General features: G+C 63.0%; 17 protein-coding genes and 1 tRNA gene. 7 read left to right on the top strand and 11 right to left on the bottom strand.

Annotated features, from left to right (window positions below; translation table 11 throughout):
• The first annotated feature begins 11 nt into the window (after positions 1–11).
• From ACEN2R_RS04250 to ACEN2R_RS04265, 4 genes are read left to right on the top strand one after another with little or no spacing between them, the layout of a single operon-like run.
• Entirely contained in the window at positions 12–1517 is a 1506-nt protein-coding gene (locus tag ACEN2R_RS04250) for a tripartite tricarboxylate transporter permease (protein ID WP_442039556.1), read from the top strand.
• A 4-nt stretch (positions 1518–1521) separates the two neighbouring features.
• A complete protein-coding gene (locus ACEN2R_RS04255) occupies positions 1522–2898 on the top strand; it encodes an acyclic terpene utilization AtuA family protein (protein WP_442039558.1) in 1377 nt (458 codons plus the stop codon).
• The gene (locus ACEN2R_RS04260; protein WP_442039560.1) at positions 2891–3193 is read left to right on the top strand and encodes a DUF4387 family protein; all 303 of its coding nucleotides are present in this window, start codon (positions 2891–2893) and stop codon (positions 3191–3193) included. The genes ACEN2R_RS04255 and ACEN2R_RS04260 overlap by 8 nt, the downstream gene beginning before the upstream one ends.
• Before the next feature lie 31 nt (positions 3194–3224).
• Positions 3225–4451, top strand: a complete 1227-nt coding sequence (locus ACEN2R_RS04265; RefSeq protein ID WP_442039562.1) for a glycerate kinase type-2 family protein — start codon at positions 3225–3227, stop codon at positions 4449–4451.
• A gap of 112 nt (positions 4452–4563) precedes the next feature.
• Here the strand turns inward: ACEN2R_RS04265 and ACEN2R_RS04270 are convergent, their stop codons facing one another.
• From ACEN2R_RS04270 to ACEN2R_RS04305, 8 genes are all read right to left on the bottom strand, one after another.
• Positions 4564–5670 (bottom strand): 2'-deoxycytidine 5'-triphosphate deaminase, encoded by a 1107-nt coding sequence (locus ACEN2R_RS04270; RefSeq protein ID WP_442039563.1) that lies wholly within the window; start codon positions 5668–5670, stop codon positions 4564–4566.
• A 55-nt stretch (positions 5671–5725) separates the two neighbouring features.
• Positions 5726–5802 (bottom strand) — tRNA-Pro (locus ACEN2R_RS04275).
• 63 nt (positions 5803–5865) lie between these two features.
• Positions 5866–6660 carry a MerR family transcriptional regulator gene (locus ACEN2R_RS04280; protein ID WP_442039565.1) on the bottom strand — a complete coding sequence of 265 codons (795 nt, stop codon included), beginning with the start codon at positions 6658–6660 and terminating at the stop codon, positions 5866–5868.
• A 15-nt stretch (positions 6661–6675) separates the two neighbouring features.
• Complete coding sequence (gene ihfA, locus ACEN2R_RS04285) at positions 6676–6978, bottom strand: integration host factor subunit alpha (RefSeq protein ID WP_442039567.1); 303 nt, start codon at positions 6976–6978, stop codon at positions 6676–6678.
• Positions 6979–7066: 88 nt separating this feature from the next.
• Entirely contained in the window at positions 7067–8041 is a 975-nt protein-coding gene (locus ACEN2R_RS04290; protein WP_442039569.1) for a beta-ketoacyl-ACP synthase III, read from the bottom strand.
• Positions 8038–9159 carry a phosphate acyltransferase PlsX gene (gene plsX, locus ACEN2R_RS04295; RefSeq protein WP_442039571.1) on the bottom strand — a complete coding sequence of 374 codons (1122 nt, stop codon included), beginning with the start codon at positions 9157–9159 and terminating at the stop codon, positions 8038–8040. Before plsX ends, ACEN2R_RS04290 begins: the two co-directional genes overlap by 4 nt.
• 23 nt (positions 9160–9182) lie before the next feature.
• Entirely contained in the window at positions 9183–9392 is a 210-nt protein-coding gene (gene rpmF, locus ACEN2R_RS04300; protein WP_442039573.1) for a 50S ribosomal protein L32, read from the bottom strand.
• A gap of 142 nt (positions 9393–9534) precedes the next feature.
• On the bottom strand, positions 9535–10119 hold the full coding sequence (locus ACEN2R_RS04305) for a YceD family protein (RefSeq protein WP_442039575.1): 585 nt from the start codon (positions 10117–10119) through the stop codon (positions 9535–9537).
• Positions 10120–10177: 58 nt separating this feature from the next.
• On the opposite strand from ACEN2R_RS04305, the gene ACEN2R_RS04310 reads away from it, so the two are divergent.
• The gene (locus ACEN2R_RS04310; protein WP_442039577.1) at positions 10178–10660 is read left to right on the top strand and encodes an outer membrane protein assembly factor BamE; all 483 of its coding nucleotides are present in this window, start codon (positions 10178–10180) and stop codon (positions 10658–10660) included.
• 36 nt (positions 10661–10696) lie between these two features.
• On the opposite strand, the gene msrB is transcribed toward ACEN2R_RS04310, so the two are convergent.
• Complete coding sequence (gene msrB, locus ACEN2R_RS04315; RefSeq protein WP_442039579.1) at positions 10697–11089, bottom strand: peptide-methionine (R)-S-oxide reductase MsrB; 393 nt, start codon at positions 11087–11089, stop codon at positions 10697–10699.
• A 65-nt stretch (positions 11090–11154) separates the two neighbouring features.
• On the opposite strand from msrB, the gene ACEN2R_RS04320 reads away from it, so the two are divergent.
• A complete protein-coding gene (locus ACEN2R_RS04320) occupies positions 11155–11961 on the top strand; it encodes a GNAT family N-acetyltransferase (protein WP_442039581.1) in 807 nt (268 codons plus the stop codon).
• 83 nt (positions 11962–12044) lie between these two features.
• Entirely contained in the window at positions 12045–13856 is a 1812-nt protein-coding gene (locus ACEN2R_RS04325) for an ABC-F family ATP-binding cassette domain-containing protein (RefSeq protein WP_442039583.1), read from the top strand.
• Positions 13857–13966: 110 nt separating this feature from the next.
• On the opposite strand, the gene ACEN2R_RS04330 is transcribed toward ACEN2R_RS04325, so the two are convergent.
• The gene (locus ACEN2R_RS04330; protein ID WP_442039585.1) at positions 13967–14590 is read right to left on the bottom strand and encodes a hypothetical protein; all 624 of its coding nucleotides are present in this window, start codon (positions 14588–14590) and stop codon (positions 13967–13969) included.
• A complete protein-coding gene (locus ACEN2R_RS04335) occupies positions 14587–16131 on the bottom strand; it encodes a trimethylamine methyltransferase family protein (protein ID WP_442039587.1) in 1545 nt (514 codons plus the stop codon). Before ACEN2R_RS04335 ends, ACEN2R_RS04330 begins: the two co-directional genes overlap by 4 nt.
• Positions 16132–16301 lie beyond the last annotated feature (170 nt).

Genomic DNA, 16301 nt, shown 5'->3' on the forward strand with positions numbered 1-16301 from the left:
GGACCCTCATCATGGATACTCTGGCCAATCTTGCCATGGGCTTTGGCGTCGCGCTGACGCCCTTTACGCTGATGCTTGCCATCATCGGTTGTTTTCTGGGCACCATCATCGGTGCGTTGCCGGGCCTTGGGCCGGCGAATGGTGTGGCAATCCTGATCCCGCTGACGTTTACCTTCGGGCTGGACGCGACAAGTGCCTTGGTGCTGATGACCAGCGTCTATTACGGCGCGATGTATGGCGGGCGGATTTCGTCGATCCTGCTGAACATTCCGGGGGATGAACCCGCGCTGATGACCACGCTGGACGGCTATCCGATGGCCAAGCAGGGCAAAGCCGCCGAGGCGCTGGTGCTGTCCGGCGTCGCGTCCTTTGTCGGGGCGTTCTTTGCCACGATCGGCCTGATCATCCTTGCGCCGATGCTGGCGCGGGTCGCCTATCTGTTCGGACCGGCCGAGTATTTCGCGCTGTATCTGCTGGCGTTTTGCACATTGGGCGGCATGGCGTCAAACAATCAGGCCAAATCCGCGATTGCCGCCTGTATCGGCCTTGGCATCGCGATGATCGGGCTGGACAACACATCCGGCATGCCGCGTTTTACCTATGGCAACCTGCACCTGATGGACGGGGTTGATTTCCTTGTGGCCATCGTGGGCCTGTTCGCCATCACCGAGGTGTTTTTCTTCATCGAGAGCCATGGCAAGGACAGTGCAATCGGCGTGAAGCTGGGCAAGGTCACCATTCCGTTCCGTATGATCAAGGACAGCATGGGGACGATGTTCCGCTCTACCTTCATCGGGTTCTTTGCCGGCGTTCTGCCGGGGGCGGGGGCGTCCTTGGGCAGCTTCATGGCCTATATGGCGGAAAAGGCCATCTCGAAGAACCCTGACAGCTTTGGCAAGGGCAATCCACGCGGCGTCGCGGCACCAGAGGCGGGCAACAATGCCGCCGCAGGTGGTGCGCTGGTGCCGATGCTGACGCTGGGGGTGCCCGGTTCCGGCACAACGGCTGTTTTGCTGGCGCTGTTGATGACGCTGAACATCACCCCCGGCCCGACGCTGTTCGCAGACCGGCCAGAGGTGGTCTGGGGCCTGATCGCCTCGCTTCTGATCTCGAACTTCGTGCTGTTGATCATGAACGTGCCGATGGTAAAGATCTTTGTCTACGTCCTGCAAGTTCCCGCATGGGTGCTGATGCCCGCCGTGACGATGATTTCCTTCGTCGGCATCTATTCCCTGTCGGGCAGCTACTTTGACCTTGTGCTGATGGTGGCCTTCGGGGCCTTCGGATATTTTCTGCGAAAGCTGGATATCCCGACCGTGCCGATCATCCTTGGCATCCTTCTGGGCAACCAGATGGAAAATGCCATGCGCCGTGCGATGGTGCTGTCGGATGGGGACTGGACCTACCTGTTCTCGACCCCGATCGCCATCGGCCTTTGGCTGTTTGCCATCCTTGGCTTTGTCGCGCCGATGTTCCTGCGGGGCGTTCTGAAAAAGCCGCAGGCAGTGACGGATTAAGCCCATGACAGGGACGAAACCCATGGTGCGTGTTCTGATCCCCGCAGGGGCGCTTGGCCTTGGCTATGACAAGGCGGCGCTGGCGCGGGGCATCGCCGCAAAGCCGGACATCATCGCGATTGACGGCGGGTCCACCGACAGTGGGCCGTCCTATCTCGGGCGGGGGGTGTCGAAATACTCGCGCGCCTCGACCAGGGCGGAATGGAAGGGCCTGATGCTGGCCCGCGCCGAGGCGGGCGTGCCTTTGGTGATCGGCACTGCTGGCACCTGCGGATCGGACAGCGCCGTTGACTGGTTCGTGGACATCACCCGCGACATCGCGCAGGAACTGGGGCAATCGGTGAAAATCGCGGTGCTGCGGTCGCAACAACCCGCCGCGCGCGTGAAGGCGGCGCTGGCCGCAGGGCAGGTGACCGCCTTGCCCCATGCGCCCGACATATCCGCCGACCTGCTGGACGCCTGCACCAATATCGTGGCCCTTGCGGGGGCCGAACAGGTGGCTGCCGCCCTGAGCACCGGTGCCGATATCATCATCGCGGGCCGCACCACCGACACCGCGATCATCGCGGCTTTGCCCTTGATGCGGGGCTGTCACGCGGGCGCGGCATGGCACGGCGCCAAGATCGGCGAATGTGGCGCGATCTGCACGACGCATCCGATGACGGGCGTGATCCAGATCGACTTTGACGCGGCGGGCTTTACCATTACGCCGATGTCGGACGTGGCCCGCGCCACGCCCTACACGGTGTCGGCGCATATGCTTTATGAAAACTCCGACCCCTATATCCTGTTCGAGCCGGGCGGGCATCTGGACGTCACCCATGCCATCTATACGGCGGTTGACGACCGATCCGTGCGGGTCGAAGGGTCGCACTGGATACCGGGGCCTTATACGGTCAAGCTGGAAGGGGCGCGGATTGCGGGCTATCAGACCGCCGTTCTGGCCCTTGTGCGGGATCGCCACTATGTCGAGAATATCCGCGCATGGACCGCCGACATCCACGCGCAATGCAGCGCCAAGGCCATTGACCGCCTCGGCCTGTCGCCCGACCAGTTCCAGATTGAACTGCGCCTGATCGGCATCGACGCCACGCTGGGCCCGCTGGAAACCCGCATAGGCAACCCGGTAGAGGTGGGCGTTCTGGGCATCGTCACCGCACAAACCGCCGCCCTTTCCGAGGAAATCGGCAAGGTGCTGAACCCCTATCTGCTGCACCACGCCCTGTCAGAGGAAGAGGATATGCCGACCTTTGCCTTTCCCTTTTCCCCCGCCGAAATGCAACGCGGCGCGGTTTATGAATTCTGCCTGAACCATGTCATGGCGCTGGCCGATCCGATGCAGGCCTTTTCACTGGACGTGATCGGGGTGTCGCATGGATGAGCTGGGCAAAATCGCACAAAAGATCCGGTCGAAGAACGCCGGCCCCTTTTGGCTGACGGTCGACATCTTTTGCGGGTCCACCGCCGCCTATCACCGGATCGCGGCAGGCCTGTCAAGCGACCGCGTCGCGCAGGTTTTTGCGGTGGAGGCGCATATGCTGAAACGCTTCGATATCCCCGCGTTGAATGTCGTCAAGTTCAGCCTGCCGCGCCCTGTGGTGCAAGGGGTTGTGGCGGATCGCGACATGCATGGCGCGGGCTGGGCCGCGCTGCTGGCAGAGCTGATACCGGATTGACGACGCCCCGCCGATCGGCATGATGCGCGGCATGACAGATATAGCAAACCTGCGGCACAGCGCCGTCGAAATCTTCGAGGCAGGCGTCGCCGCCGCCGATCCCTATGCCGCCGTGACTGCGGCGCTGACCGATGATCCCGTAAAGGGAACGCCGCTGGTCCTTGCCATCGGCAAGGCCGCCCGCCGCATGGCAGAGGCGGCCCTAGCGCAGTATCCGCGCGCGCGGGCGATTGTCGTCACCAACTATGAAAACGCGGTGCCGCTGGCGGGGGCGACAGTTCTGGCCGCCGGCCATCCGGTGCCGGACGAAAACGGTGCCAATGCCGCAGCGGCGGTGATGGATGCGCTGTCCGCGCTGACAGGCGACGACACGGTTCTGGCCCTGATCAGTGGCGGTGGCTCGGCGTTGCTTCCTGCGCCCGTAGACGGCGTTTCGCTGGCGGACAAGGCGGCGGTGAACCGCGCGCTCTTGGCGTCGGGGGCGGATATCACCCAGATGAACATGGTCCGCCAGCAACTGTCGCGGCTGAAAGGTGGCGGGCTGTTGCGCATGGCTGCCCCTGCCAAAGTGCGCGCGCTGATCCTGTCAGATGTCATGGGGGACGACCTGCGCGTGATCGCATCCGGCCCCACCGTTGCCCCGATCGGCACGCGGGCGACGGCAAAAGCGCTGTTGCAGGACAAGGGCGTCTGGGACGCACTACCCGCCCCGGTGCGCCTGCATCTGAACCGCGCCGACGACACTGACAGGGCGCTGCCCGAGGCGGAAAATATCCTGATCGGGTCCAATCCAATCAGCGTGGCGGCCATGAAACAGGCTGCCCCCGATGCAACCGTTCATTCTCGCGCGCTGGAAGGCGATGTGGCAGAAGCCGCAGCCGAGATCATCGCGACCTGCACGGGCAAGGGCACGACCCTGTTCGGCGGCGAGACGACGGTTCTGATCAAGGGCACGGGCCTTGGTGGCCGCAATCAGGAACTGGCCCTGCGCGTGGCGCTTGCGGCGAAGGACGCGGGCTGGACCGGCGACTGGGTGTTCCTGTCAGGCGGCACCGACGGGCGCGACGGGCCGACAGATGCGGCGGGCGGTCTGGTCGATCACACGACGGTCACGCGCCTGAGCGATGCGGGCATCGACCCTGTTGCTGTGCTGGCCGACAATGACAGCTATCACGCGCTGAAGGCTGTGGGGGATTTGTTGATGACAGGGGCGACGGGCACCAATGTTGCGGATCTTCAGGTGCTGATCCGCAGGTGATCCGGTTGTTTGAAAAGCGATTGCGCGCGGTGTGCTGAAATCCCGGGATAAGGGGTTTCAAGCGCTCCGCGCGAGGATATTGTTTAGAACAAAAAAAAGGGTGAAGAGCGATTTATATCGCCTTGAAATGCTTCGAAAGTTTTAGTCCCTGACCCTGATAGTTCGACGCGATGCCTGTGCCGTAGAGCTGGTCCGGGATCTGCGCCATCCGTTCGTAGACCAGCCGCCCGACGATCTGTCCATGTTCCAGCACAAAGGGGGCTTCGTGGCAGCGCACCTCCAGCACCCCGCGCGATCCTGTTCCGCCTGCCGCCGCATGACCGAAGCCCGGATCGAAGAAGCCTGCGTAATGCACGCGGAATTCGCCGACCATGGCAAGATAGGGGGCCATTTCCGCAGCGCAATCTGGCGGGATGTGCACGGCCTCGCGGCTGACGAGGATGTAGAAGGCGCCGGGGTCGAGGATAATCCGGCCTTCGGTGGTGTGGATCGGTTCCCAGTAGTCGCCCGGTTCGTAAAAGCCGATCCTGTCGAGGTCGATGACGCCTGTGTGGGGTTTGGCGCGAAAGCCGACAAGGTCGCCCTGAGCGGGGCGCAGATCGACCGAGAAGCCCAGACCGTCGTCGATATGCGCCTCGCCGTTGACCAGCGTGTCGGTGGCATGGCGCAGCGCCAGTTCGGCGTCGTCCAGCACGGCCTGGCCTGCGCGAAAGCGGATCTGGTTCAGGCGCATTCCGGGGCGAACCAGAACGCTGAACGATCGGGGGCAGATTTCAGCGTAAAGGGGGCCGGTATAGCCCTGCGGGATGCGGTCGAACTCGACCCCGCCATCGGTAATGGTGCGGGTCAGCAGATCAAGGCGGCCGGTGGAGGATTTGGCATTGGCCACGGCCTGCACGCCGGCGGGCAGGGCAAGGTGTTCCATCAGCGGCACGACATAGACGCAGCCCTTTTCCAGAACCGCGCCGCGGGTCAGGTCAACGCGGTGCATTTCGAATTCGCGCAGACGTTCTGCCACGGTTTTTCCCGCGCCGGTCAGGAACGAGGCGCGGACGCGGTAGGCGATGGTGCCAAGGCGCAGGTCAAGGCTGGCGGGCTGGATCTGTTCGGGGATCACTGCAGGGGTGGCGGTGATGATGCCACGCGCGATCATCTGTTGCAGGGTCTGCGAGGGCAGAACGCCGGTTCCGGTTTCCAGTCCAGTCTCAAGCATGGTCATCGGACCCCTTTATATGCAAAACGCCCGCCGCCGAACGGCGCGGGCGTTTGTATTTTGGTCGGGCTAGCAGGACTTGAACCTGCGACCTTCCGTCCCCCAGACGGACGCGCTACCAAGCTGCGCTATAGCCCGATTGGCGCGTGGATACACTGGTTTTTGCGGCAGGGGCAAGACGTAAAACACCATTCGCCCGGATCAATTTCGCGGGCGCGGGCCAGAGGCCTGTTCCATGCGCTTTGCGATGGCGTCAAGCTGTGCCGTGATCCGTGCAAAGTCGGCGTGTTTGGCGCGCACGTCGGCGGATGTCAGGCGGCGCAAGGGTGCGATCCGCGATGGGGCGGTGGCGATGCCGACGTCCGGTGCGGGGTCTGCGGGCACGTCAGCGCGGATCGCGGGGCGCGGCGGGGACGGAGCGGCGGGCTCTGGTGCGGAAAAGAACTCTGGCTCGGCCACATCGTCCGTCGTGCTGCCCGGCATTTCGGCGGGTATTTCGGGATCATCCTCAAAGGCGGCCTCGGGAAACGGATCGTCCGGCGTGACGGGTTCGGGCAGAAAATCCGGCCTGCGGGCGGCGAGAGGGGCCAGCGGCACGACGTTATCGCCGGGAATCGCCTCTGGCGCCTGGGGGGCTTTGGCAACAACCTCTGGAAGGGGGGGCGCAGCCAAGGGCGCGTCCAGTGCGGGTTCTGCCTCGTATTCGGCGGCGATGATTGTGTCGATCGGCGGGGCCATATCGAGCACATGCTTTACGCCTTCGTCGCGCAGGATTTTCTGAACGCCTTTGATGGTCAGGCCATCGTCGTGCAACAGCTTTTTGATGCCGCCCAACAACAACATGTCGGCGGGCCGGTAATAGCGCCTGCCGCCCGCGCGTTTGACCGGCTTGATCTGGGGGAACTTGCTTTCCCAGAATCGAAGCACATGGGCGGGGCTGTCCAGCCATTCGGCGACTTCGCTGATTGTGCGAAAGGCGTCGCGCGACTTATCCATTGAAAACCGCCACTGTTATCCCTTGTTCCCGTCCGCGACGCGATCTTTCATCAGATGCGACGGGCGGAATGTCAGGACGCGACGGGGGTGGATCGGAACCTCTTCGCCGGTCTTGGGATTGCGGCCGATGCGGGCGGCCTTTTCGCGGACGCTGAAGGTGCCGAACGACGAGATTTTCACCGCCTCGCCTTTGACCAGCGCGTCCGACATATGTGCCAGAACGCTTTCGACCAGACTTGCGGATTCATTGCGCGACAGACCGACTTCGCGGAAGACCGCTTCGCTCAGATCCATGCGGGTTAGTGTTTTTTCACTCATGGTGTCCCCCATTCATTCGGGAAACCATAGGCCCTTGTGAAATTCCGAGTCAATATCAACTACTTGGGGTGCGATGCTAAAGGGGCGTTTACCAGCGTAAAACCACCGATCCCCATGCAAGCCCGCCACCGATCGCCTCTACCACGACCAATTGACCCTGTTTGATCTGGCCGCGTTGCTTGCCGACCGACAGCGCAAGGGGAATCGATGCCGCAGAGGTATTGCCGTGATCCTGCACCGTGACGACCACATTATCCATCGAAAGCCCCATCTTCAGGGCGGTGCCCTTGATGATCCGCAGGTTGGCCTGATGCGGCACGATCCAGTCGACATCGGCAGGGGTCAACCCGGCCTTGTCCAGCGCTGTATGCGCGGTTGCGGCCAGCTTTTCGATCGCGTGGCGAAACACCTCTTTGCCCTGCATCCGCAGAAAACCGGTGGTTTGCGTCGAGGACACGCCGCCGTCGACATAAAGGATGTCGCGGTAGCGACCGTCGGAATTCAGGTCGGTCGACAGGATGCCGCGGTCGGAACTATTGCCTTCTCCCTCTGCCGCCTCGAGGATCAGCGCACCCGCACCGTCGCCGAACAGCACGCAGGTGCCGCGGTCGGTCCAGTCCATCAAGCGGCTGAAGGTCTCGGCGCCGATGATCAGAACGCGCTTGGCCTGACCTGACAGGATCAGCCCGTTCGCATTTGCCAACGCAAACACAAACCCGGCACAAACCGCTTGAATATCAAAGGCATAGCCTTTGGTCATGCCCAGTTCGGCCTGCACGATGGTCGCCACGGCGGGAAAGGTGAAATCGGGGGTAGAGGTGGCGACGATGATCGTGTCGATGTCGTCCGGTTCCAGCCCCGCGTCGGCAAGGGCGGCACGTGCGGCGCGTGTGGCCAGATCTGATGTGGTCTGGCCTTCGGCTGCGAAATGGCGACGCTCGATCCCGCTGCGCGAGCGGATCCACTCGTCAGTCGTGTCTATCATCGCCTCGAATTCGCTATTGGGGACAATGCGGTCGGGCAGGTAGTGGCCCACCCCTGTTACAACAGCGCGTTTGATCATTCGGTATGCCCGTTCCTATCCCCGGTCTCGGGGTCAGTTTGCAAGGGTGCGGCCACAGATGCAAGCCGCGCGGCCAAACGGGACGAGAAATCCGACTGCCCCAGCGTGAAGGCAAGCTTGATCGCGGCGGACACGCCGGTTTCGTCGGCAGATCCGTGTGATTTTACAACCGTGCCCGTCAGGCCCAGAAAAATTCCGCCGTTCACCCGGCGCGGGTCGATGCGTTTGGTCAGCCGCTTGAGCGAGGACAGCGCCAGCAGCGCGGCAATCCGCGACAGGGGCGTGGCGCTGAATGCGTCTTTCAGAAAGTCGCGGATCAGGCCCGCGGTGCCTTCGCCGGTTTTCAGTGCGACGTTGCCGGTAAAGCCGTCCGTGACGATGACGTCGACCCGATTCGATGGAATATCGCCGCCCTCGACGAATCCCACGAATTCAAGCGCGCCTTTGTCGGCGGCGGCGGCAATCAGGTCGTAGGCCTCTTTCAGCTCGGCGCGGCCCTTGTGTTCTTCCGTGCCGACATTCAGCAGGCCGATGCGCGGACGGGACAGGCCAAGGCCGTTGCGGGCGTAAGAGGCACCCATCATTGCATATTGCAAAAGATCGGTGGCGTCGGCGCGGATATCGGCGCCCACGTCCAGCATCACGTTGAAACCGCCGGGATTGCGCGAGGGCCAGAGGCAGGCAATGGCGGGGCGGTTGACGCCGGGCAGCTTGCGCAGGCGCACCATGGACAGGGCCATCAGCGCGCCGGTATTGCCACAAGACACGCAAACAGAGGCATCGCCCTCGCGCACCGCGTCAATCGCGCTCCACATAGAGGTGCCTTTGCCGTGCCGCATGACGTGGCTCGGTTTTTCGTGCATGGTCACAATGCCATCCGCATTGCGGATTTCGCAGCGGTCGATAAGCCCGCGTTTCTTGCCGATCAGCTTGCGCAGCTCGGTTTCAGGGCCGTGCACGATGAACCGGATATCAGGGTTTTTGGACGCGGAACGCGCCATGCCCGCGACAATGACCGCAGGTCCACGATCGCCGCCCATGGCGTCGATCGAGATGATATTGCGCGATTTAACGCGGTCACGGGCACCCGAGCCCTGTTGATCGTGCTCTGACGTCATGGTCCAGGGTGCCTATCGGACGCTTACGCTGCGTCTTCGTCGTCCAGATCAACCTCGGCGACCTGAGCCACGACTTCGCGTGCATCATAGTGGCCGCAAGCACCACAAACGTGGTGGGGACGCTTCAGCTCGCCGCAGCTTGGGCATTCAGCAGGGTTTCCAGCAACGAGAGCATCATGCGAGCGGCGCTGGTTGCGGCGGGACCGCGTAACTTTATTCTGTGGGACAGCCATGTCACAACCTATATATTCGTGGGGCAATTGCCCCTGTTTTCTGAGTCTGGATACCCTTACGCTGTCTTCGGCGCGGCGTCCAACCCATCTTGTAAACGAGGCCGGGAACATACTAAGATTCTGTTCAGGCGCAAGTGGTTTTCTAGTCTGTCGGCGTATCGTCCTTGTTCAGCTTGTCGCGCAAAGCGGACAGACCGGCGAAGGGGAGAGCTTCTTCGTCGCGCATAGGGGTTTTCCCCGGCTCCGTAAAGGCCGCAGTTCCCAATTCAGCGTCTGTTGATCGCGGATAAAGGGGTAAAGCCAGTGCCAGAGCCTCTGTCAGCACCTCTCCGACGTCGATTTCCGTGCCCAGATCCTCGACCGTGTCATCTTCTGGCATCTCGGTTTCGATTTCGATTGCCTCGTTGTCGGTCGGATATTTCGAGACGCCCGTGTAAAGGCGGCTTACGTTTTCCTCCAGGCGGGTGGTGACGGGGTCTGTTGTCAGCACGCAGGGTTGCACAACCGTGGCCCCCAGCGTGGCAACCAGCCGCCAGTCGCGCTTGCCCGCAGGCGCCAATGTGCCTTTGAGGCGCACTTTGCGCAGGGCCAACAGGCCCAGATCCTCGGTCATCCGGGCCAAGGCCGCCGCATCCGGCGCAAGGTCGAACCGTGTCGCCTTGCGCGCGGGCAGGTCGGCCACGCGGAAGATATGCGAGAACGGAATGTCATTTTCGGGGTTTGTCATTGCAATGTGCTTCCATTCTTGAAGTGACGCCGTTCCTTCTATAAGCCGGATACGAGGCATGACGCGACAAGGCAAGAGGGTGGCGATGACACTGGGTGGCATTCGAAAAGGCGGCATGACCATTGCGTTGATGCTGGCACTGGGGGCCTGCGCGGCAACCTTCCGCGATCATGGCTATGCGCCGGATGATGAAACGCTGGACCAGATCGTGGTCGGCGTGGACACCCGCGACACCGTCGCAGAGGTTGTGGGGCAACCGTCCTCGGCCGGTATCCTGAACGAAGGCGGCTGGTATTACGTTTCCAGCCGGTACAGGAATTACACCTACAACGCCCCCGAAGAGATTGACCGTCAGGTTGTGGCGATCACCTTCGATCAGGGCGGCGTCGTCGAGAATGTCGAACGTTTCGGCCTTGCCGAGGGGCAGGTCGTGCCATTGTCGCGGCGCGTGACCGACAGCAATATCAAAGGCACAACCTTTATCCGTCAGCTTTTGGGCAACCTTGGCAGGCTCGATCCGACACAGTTCCTGGGGCGGTAACAGACAGTCGGACCGGTCCCCCGATCGGGTGCTGGTCTATTCCTGTGGCTTGAACTCCAGTGCGGCGCCGTTGATGCAATACCGCAGGCCGGTCGGCGCGGGGCCGTCGGGGAATACATGGCCCAGATGCCCGTCGCACCGGTTGCAATGCACCTCTGTGCGGCGCATGAACCAGCCGTTGTCCTCGCTTTCGCCCACCATATCGCCCTCGACGGGGGCGTAAAAGCTGGGCCAGCCGGTGCCGGATTCGAACTTTGTCGCCTGATCGAACAGATCGGCACCGCAGCCTTTGCACACAAACATGCCGGGCTGTTTCGGGAAGTTATCATGGGTGCCGGCGCGTTCGGTGCCGTGTTGCCGCAAAACCTTGAACGCCTGATCCGGCAGTTGTGCGCGCCACTCGCTTTCGGTCTTTACGATCTTGTCCATGTTTTTCTCCTGTTTTGACGCCTTGCGTACATATACCATCACTATGGTGCCGTTGGGGACTATCTATGCTGCGCATAGGGATCTGCAAGGCAGGAAGGAATGTGTCGGTGTCCAGTTTTCGCAAAGGCCGGTATGTGGCGCGGTTTGCAAAGGGCCAGGCTGATGTCGCGGCGGCGCAAGGTCTGCGGTATCTGGCGTTTATTGAAGGATCGGGGGCCGCCCCGCGCCCTGTTGCGCGCGATACGGATGATTTCGATGCGCTTTGCCGGCATGTGCTGGTCGAAGATCAGGGCACGGGGCAGCTTGTGTGCTGTTTCCGGCTGCTGCCGCTCAGCGGCGGGGCGCGGATCGGCGATAGCTATGCCGCGCAATTTTATGACCTGTCGGGACTGAGGGGATTCGCGGGGAAAATGCTTGAATTGGGCCGGTTCTGCATCCACCCTGCGGTCCGTGACCCTGATATCCTGCGGGTGGCGTGGGGGGCGATGACGCGCTTTGTCGATCAGGAGGGGGTCGAGATGCTGTTCGGATGCTCGTCTTTCCATGGCGCGGAGCCGGCCGCCTATGACGACGCCTTTGCCATGCTGAGCGAGCGCCATCTGGCCCCCGCGCACTGGCGCCCCGGGGTCAAGGCGCCTGCGGTGTTCCGTTTTGCGCAACAGTCGCGCCAGCCGCGTCGTGCTCCGCCCGATGTGAAACGCGCCATGCAGGCGATGCCGCCTTTGCTGCGGACCTATCTGGCGATGGGCGGCTGGGTGTCGGACCATGCCGTTGTGGACCGGGACCTGAACACGCTGCATGTGTTCACCGGACTGGAAATTGCCGCGATCCCGCCCGCACGTGCCAGGCTGCTGCGCATGGTGGCGGAGTAGGGCCGTGGATATTTATAGAACAAAGAAGGGCAAGGCGGGTCTGCCCGCTTGACGAAGGCAGAACGAGCGCATAGCTGGCAGCCATGGCACGCGCACCCCTTCTTCAGCTCTCCGATATCGCCCTTACGTTTGGCGGCGATCCAATTTTTTCAAGCCTCGATCTGGTGGTCCAGCCGGGCGACCGGGTGGCCCTTGTGGGTCGCAACGGGTCTGGCAAGTCGACCCTGATGAAGGTGATGGCCAAGCTGGTGGAGCCCGATGCGGGGTCCCGTGTGGTGCCACCCGGAACTACTGTTGGCTATATGGAGCAGGACCCCGACCTGTCGGGTTTTGCAACGCTTGGCGACTACGCCTCCAGCGGGTTGCCCGCAGGCGAGGATTACCGCGTGGCGATGGTGGCCGAAGGGCTGAAGCTGAACGCCGAAGCCTCGACCGCGACGGCATCGGGCGGCGAGAAACGCCGTGCGGCGCTGGCAAAGCTGTTGGCAGAGGCACCCGACCTGATGCTGCTGGACGAGCCGACGAACCATCTGGACATCGAGGCGATCGCCTGGCTTGAGGCCGAACTGAAGAACACCCGCACCGCTTATGTGCTGATTTCGCACGACCGCGCGTTTTTGCGGGCGCTGACCCGCGCGACACTGTGGATCGACCGTGGGCAGGTCCGGCGGCAGGAGCAGGGATTCGACGCCTTCGAGCTGTGGCGCGACAAGATCTGGGAAGACGAGGACGAACAGCGCCACAAGCTGGATCGCAAGATCAAGGCCGAGGGACGCTGGGCCGTCGAGGGCATTTCCGCGCGGCGCAAGCGCAACCAGGGCCGCGTGCGTGCGCTGGGGGATTTGCGGGCCGAGCGGTCGAACATGATCCGCCGTCAGGGCGCGGCCAGCATGGCGCTGGAGGCGGGGCCTGTGTCCGGCAAGATGGTGATGGAAGCCAAGGGCATCACCAAGGTCTTTGACGGCAAGGTGATCCTGAGCGATTTCTCGATCAGGGTGCAGCGCGGCGACCGCGTGGCGCTTGTTGGTCCGAACGGGGTCGGAAAGACCACATTGCTGAAGCTGTTGACCGGCGAGGTCGCGCCCGACAAGGGCGAGGTCAAGCAGGGCACCAAGCTGGAGATCGCGATCTTTGACCAGAACCGGTCCGCGCTTGATCCCGACCTGAGCCTTTGGGATTCCATGGTGGGTGACCCGGAAATGGGGGTGTCCGGCAAGGCCGATCAGGTCATGGTGCGGGGACAGCCCAAGCATGTTGTGGGCTATCTGAAGGAATTTCTGTTCGACGAACGTCAGGTGCGCGCACCTGTGCGGTCGCTGTCGGGCGGGGAAAAGGCGCGGTTGTTGCTGGCCAAGATCATGGCTCGCGAATCCAACCTGCTGATCCTTGACGAACCGACGAACGATCTGGACGTTGAAACGCTGGACCTGTTGCAGGAGCTTTTGGGCGACTATGCCGGAACCGTCCTGCTGGTCAGCCACGACCGCGACTTTCTTGACCGCGTCGCCACCACCACCATCGCGATGGAAGGGGACGGCAACGCCACGGTCTATGCCGGGGGCTGGTCCGATTATCAGGACCAGCGCGGCGAGGTGCGGGCCGAGATGTTGCGTTCCAGATCGGGGGGCGCAAAGTCCGGCACGGGGGCTGGCGCGAAGCCGGAGAAATCCGGTCTGTCGTTCACTGAAAAGCACCGTCTGGACGCACTGCCCGCGACGATTGCCAAGCTGGAGGCGGAAATCGCCAAGCTGGAAGAGTTCATGATGGACCCCGACATGTTCACCAAGGAGCCGGTCAAGTTCCAGAAGGCGACGGATGCCTTGGTCGAGCGGCACAACGCGCTGTCGGATGCCGAAGAGGAATGGCTGGCGCTGGAAGAAAAGGCGGCAAGCTAAGTCCTGTCGCGCCTATCCGCCCGCGCCGAATGATCGGACCGCGTTCTGCTTTGCAAACGCGGCCCCGGGGTGTTCGGTGAGGCCAAAGCTCCAATCAGGCGAAAGCCCCTTTAGGCGGCGGTCGGGTGCAGCGCGGGGGTATATCCGGCGCGCAACACCTCGACGGTCGGGCGCGGTGTCAGAACGGTGCCATGCCCCGCGATGGCAACAGGCGCCCCGTAGCCCGACATGGCAAAGGGGCGCAGCGCCCCGCCCGTGATCAGATGCGGCAGGTTTGTGCCGTCGGGCACCACAAAGCAGCCTGCGGGCAGATCCGCGATCCTTGCGGAATATGTCAGTTTGATGCGCAATCGCGGCACCGCGCGGGCCCTGTGCAGCGCGGTGTCCATATCGGCGGCCTTGCCGGTTTGCGCGACCGCGTGGCGCCAGCAGTGGCGAAAGGCGGTGTAGGCGGATCGTCTGCATTCGGCGCAGGGGCGGTGACCGGCGGCCAGCGCCACGGCCTCGTCCAGAAAGAACAGTTCAGTATAGCGGTGCGGTGCCATCAGCGGGCGGCGGCGGCTCTTGAACGACAGCAGGCAGGTGACCCAGTTCTTGTGCCGCCAAGGGTGCAGAATCTGCCCTGCCGCGTCGTGCAATATGCCGCGATTGCCCATGAACAGGCCCCGCGCGGGGTCTGCGATGATCTGCCCGTCGGGCGTCACCCGGTTCCGGCGCGGGGCGGCATGGGTCACGGGGCCAGCCGGATCGGAAATCTGGCGCGGATTTCGGCGTCAAGATCGGGGGCGAAGGCGGCTGCGGCGGGTTCCGCAAGGATCTTTTCCTTCCGCGCCGTCGCGTTGCGCAACAAATCGGGCTTGCCCTTTTCCACCCATTCCTTGGGCGAGGTCCGGTCACCAAGGGCGGGATAGATGTATTCTGTCTGCATCATGCTTAGCGTTTGGTCTGTGCCCAGGTAATGGCCCGGCCCGCCAAGACAGGTGGCGCGCATGACGTCCAGACTTGTGGTGTCGTCGTTCACCTCTATTCCGCGCACACAGCGTTGGGCCTGCCCCAACAGATCGTCGCCCAGAATAAGCGATTCCATGCAAAACCCCAGAAGGGACGCGTGCATGCCTGCCGCCTCGTAGACCAGATTGAGGCCCGCCAGCCCCGCCATCACGTTGGATATGCCCTGTTCCCAGCCAGCCTGCATATCGGGCAGCTTGGCGTCGGCGATGCCCGCCGCAGCCCCGCCCGGAATGCCGTAGAACCGGTGCATCTGGGCGCAGCCTGCGGTCAGCAATGCCTGTTCGCCCGATCCGCCCGACATCGCGCCGGTGCGCAGGTCCGACACGAAGGGCCATGTGCCGAATATCGTCGGATACCCCGGCGAGATCGCGTTGACATAGACGATGCCCGCCAGACATTCGGCAACCGCCTGCACGATGGCGCCCGCGATGGGGGCGGGGGCGGTGGCACCCGCTTGCCCTGCGGACAGCAAAAGGACCGGCATGCCCGCCTTGATGCATTCCTCCATTACGCGGCAGCTTTCGGTCGCGAATTTCATCGGTGGCACGACAAAGCAGTTCGAGTTCGACACGAAAGGCCGCGCCCGCCATGCCGTTTCGCCCCCCGCGATGGTGTGCAGCAGGTCGATGCAGCCCTTGACGTAATCGGGGTCGGTGAACGAGGTGCCGACGTGTTTTGTGGTGCCCCGGCAGCAGGCGTACAGCGTGTTCAGGTCCATTTCGAAATTGTCGGGGATGTCGCGGCAGACCATCGGGCGCTGAAGGAAATGGATGTTGTCCAGCTGATCGGCGATGCGGGCCGCGTCGAACAGATCCTGCACGGTGGACTCGCGGTAGGTGCGCCCTTCGACATCGACCACATGCACCGCGGCCCCCGCCGTACCGTAATAGACGCGTGCGCCGGTGACATCCATGTCGTGGCGCGGATCGCGGCCATGCAGGGTCAGATCGTGGCAGGACTTGGCCAGCATATCCTCGACCAGTGCACGCGGGAACCGCAGGCGGTTGTCCGGCCCCAGAACGGCACCGGCCGCCACCATATAGGCAACGCCGGTTTCGGGCGCATCGGCAAAGCCGATTTCCTCGAGCGCGCGCAGGGCGGCCTCGTGGATGCGGGCGACATCGGCGTCGGACAGGGGGCGATAGGTGCCGCCGACCATGCCGGGGCGCACGGGGCGGATATCCTGCGCCAGGGGGGCGGATCTGAGGGCGTGGCGCGCGGCGCGGCCTCCAGCACGACGGGTGTTATTCGTTGGAGCGTTCATGGACACAACCTTTGGATTAGTGGGAACAGGGCGAGAGCTGTGTTAATGTCCCAACGGGCCGCCCCGCGCGGCCCGACCCCGTTCTGCACCGATGGTGCGGACGACAAGTGCGATAATCCAGTTTGTTCCGACCATCTGCGTTCTCCTGATGGTCAAAGAATTGTGGCGAT

The organism is Pseudogemmobacter sp. W21_MBD1_M6 (assembly GCF_052119585.1).
GTDB lineage: Bacteria > Pseudomonadota > Alphaproteobacteria > Rhodobacterales > Rhodobacteraceae > JBGQOJ01.

Excerpts from the sequence above, each read along its gene's own strand:
- ACEN2R_RS04325 (WP_442039583.1), top strand. The coding sequence starts at position 12,045 with ATGGCACGCGCACCCCTTCTTCAGCTCTCCGATATCGCCCTTACGTTT.
- ACEN2R_RS04255 (WP_442039558.1), top strand. The coding sequence starts at position 1,522 with ATGACAGGGACGAAACCCATGGTGCGTGTTCTGATCCCCGCAGGGGCG.
- ACEN2R_RS04280 (WP_442039565.1), bottom strand. The coding sequence starts at position 6,660 with ATGGATAAGTCGCGCGACGCCTTTCGCACAATCAGCGAAGTCGCCGAA.
- msrB (WP_442039579.1), bottom strand. The coding sequence starts at position 11,089 with ATGGACAAGATCGTAAAGACCGAAAGCGAGTGGCGCGCACAACTGCCG.
- ACEN2R_RS04265 (WP_442039562.1), top strand. The coding sequence starts at position 3,225 with ATGACAGATATAGCAAACCTGCGGCACAGCGCCGTCGAAATCTTCGAG.
- ACEN2R_RS04335 (WP_442039587.1), bottom strand. The coding sequence starts at position 16,131 with ATGAACGCTCCAACGAATAACACCCGTCGTGCTGGAGGCCGCGCCGCG.
- plsX (WP_442039571.1), bottom strand. The coding sequence starts at position 9,159 with ATGACGTCAGAGCACGATCAACAGGGCTCGGGTGCCCGTGACCGCGTT.
- ACEN2R_RS04290 (WP_442039569.1), bottom strand. The coding sequence starts at position 8,041 with ATGATCAAACGCGCTGTTGTAACAGGGGTGGGCCACTACCTGCCCGAC.
- ACEN2R_RS04270 (WP_442039563.1), bottom strand. The coding sequence starts at position 5,670 with ATGACCATGCTTGAGACTGGACTGGAAACCGGAACCGGCGTTCTGCCC.
- ACEN2R_RS04305 (WP_442039575.1), bottom strand. The coding sequence starts at position 10,119 with ATGACAAACCCCGAAAATGACATTCCGTTCTCGCATATCTTCCGCGTG.
- rpmF (WP_442039573.1), bottom strand. The coding sequence starts at position 9,392 with ATGGCTGTCCCACAGAATAAAGTTACGCGGTCCCGCCGCAACCAGCGC.
- ACEN2R_RS04260 (WP_442039560.1), top strand. The coding sequence starts at position 2,891 with ATGGATGAGCTGGGCAAAATCGCACAAAAGATCCGGTCGAAGAACGCC.
- ACEN2R_RS04320 (WP_442039581.1), top strand. The coding sequence starts at position 11,155 with ATGCTGCGCATAGGGATCTGCAAGGCAGGAAGGAATGTGTCGGTGTCC.
- ihfA (WP_442039567.1), bottom strand. The coding sequence starts at position 6,978 with ATGAGTGAAAAAACACTAACCCGCATGGATCTGAGCGAAGCGGTCTTC.
- ACEN2R_RS04250 (WP_442039556.1), top strand. The coding sequence starts at position 12 with ATGGATACTCTGGCCAATCTTGCCATGGGCTTTGGCGTCGCGCTGACG.
- ACEN2R_RS04310 (WP_442039577.1), top strand. The coding sequence starts at position 10,178 with ATGACGCGACAAGGCAAGAGGGTGGCGATGACACTGGGTGGCATTCGA.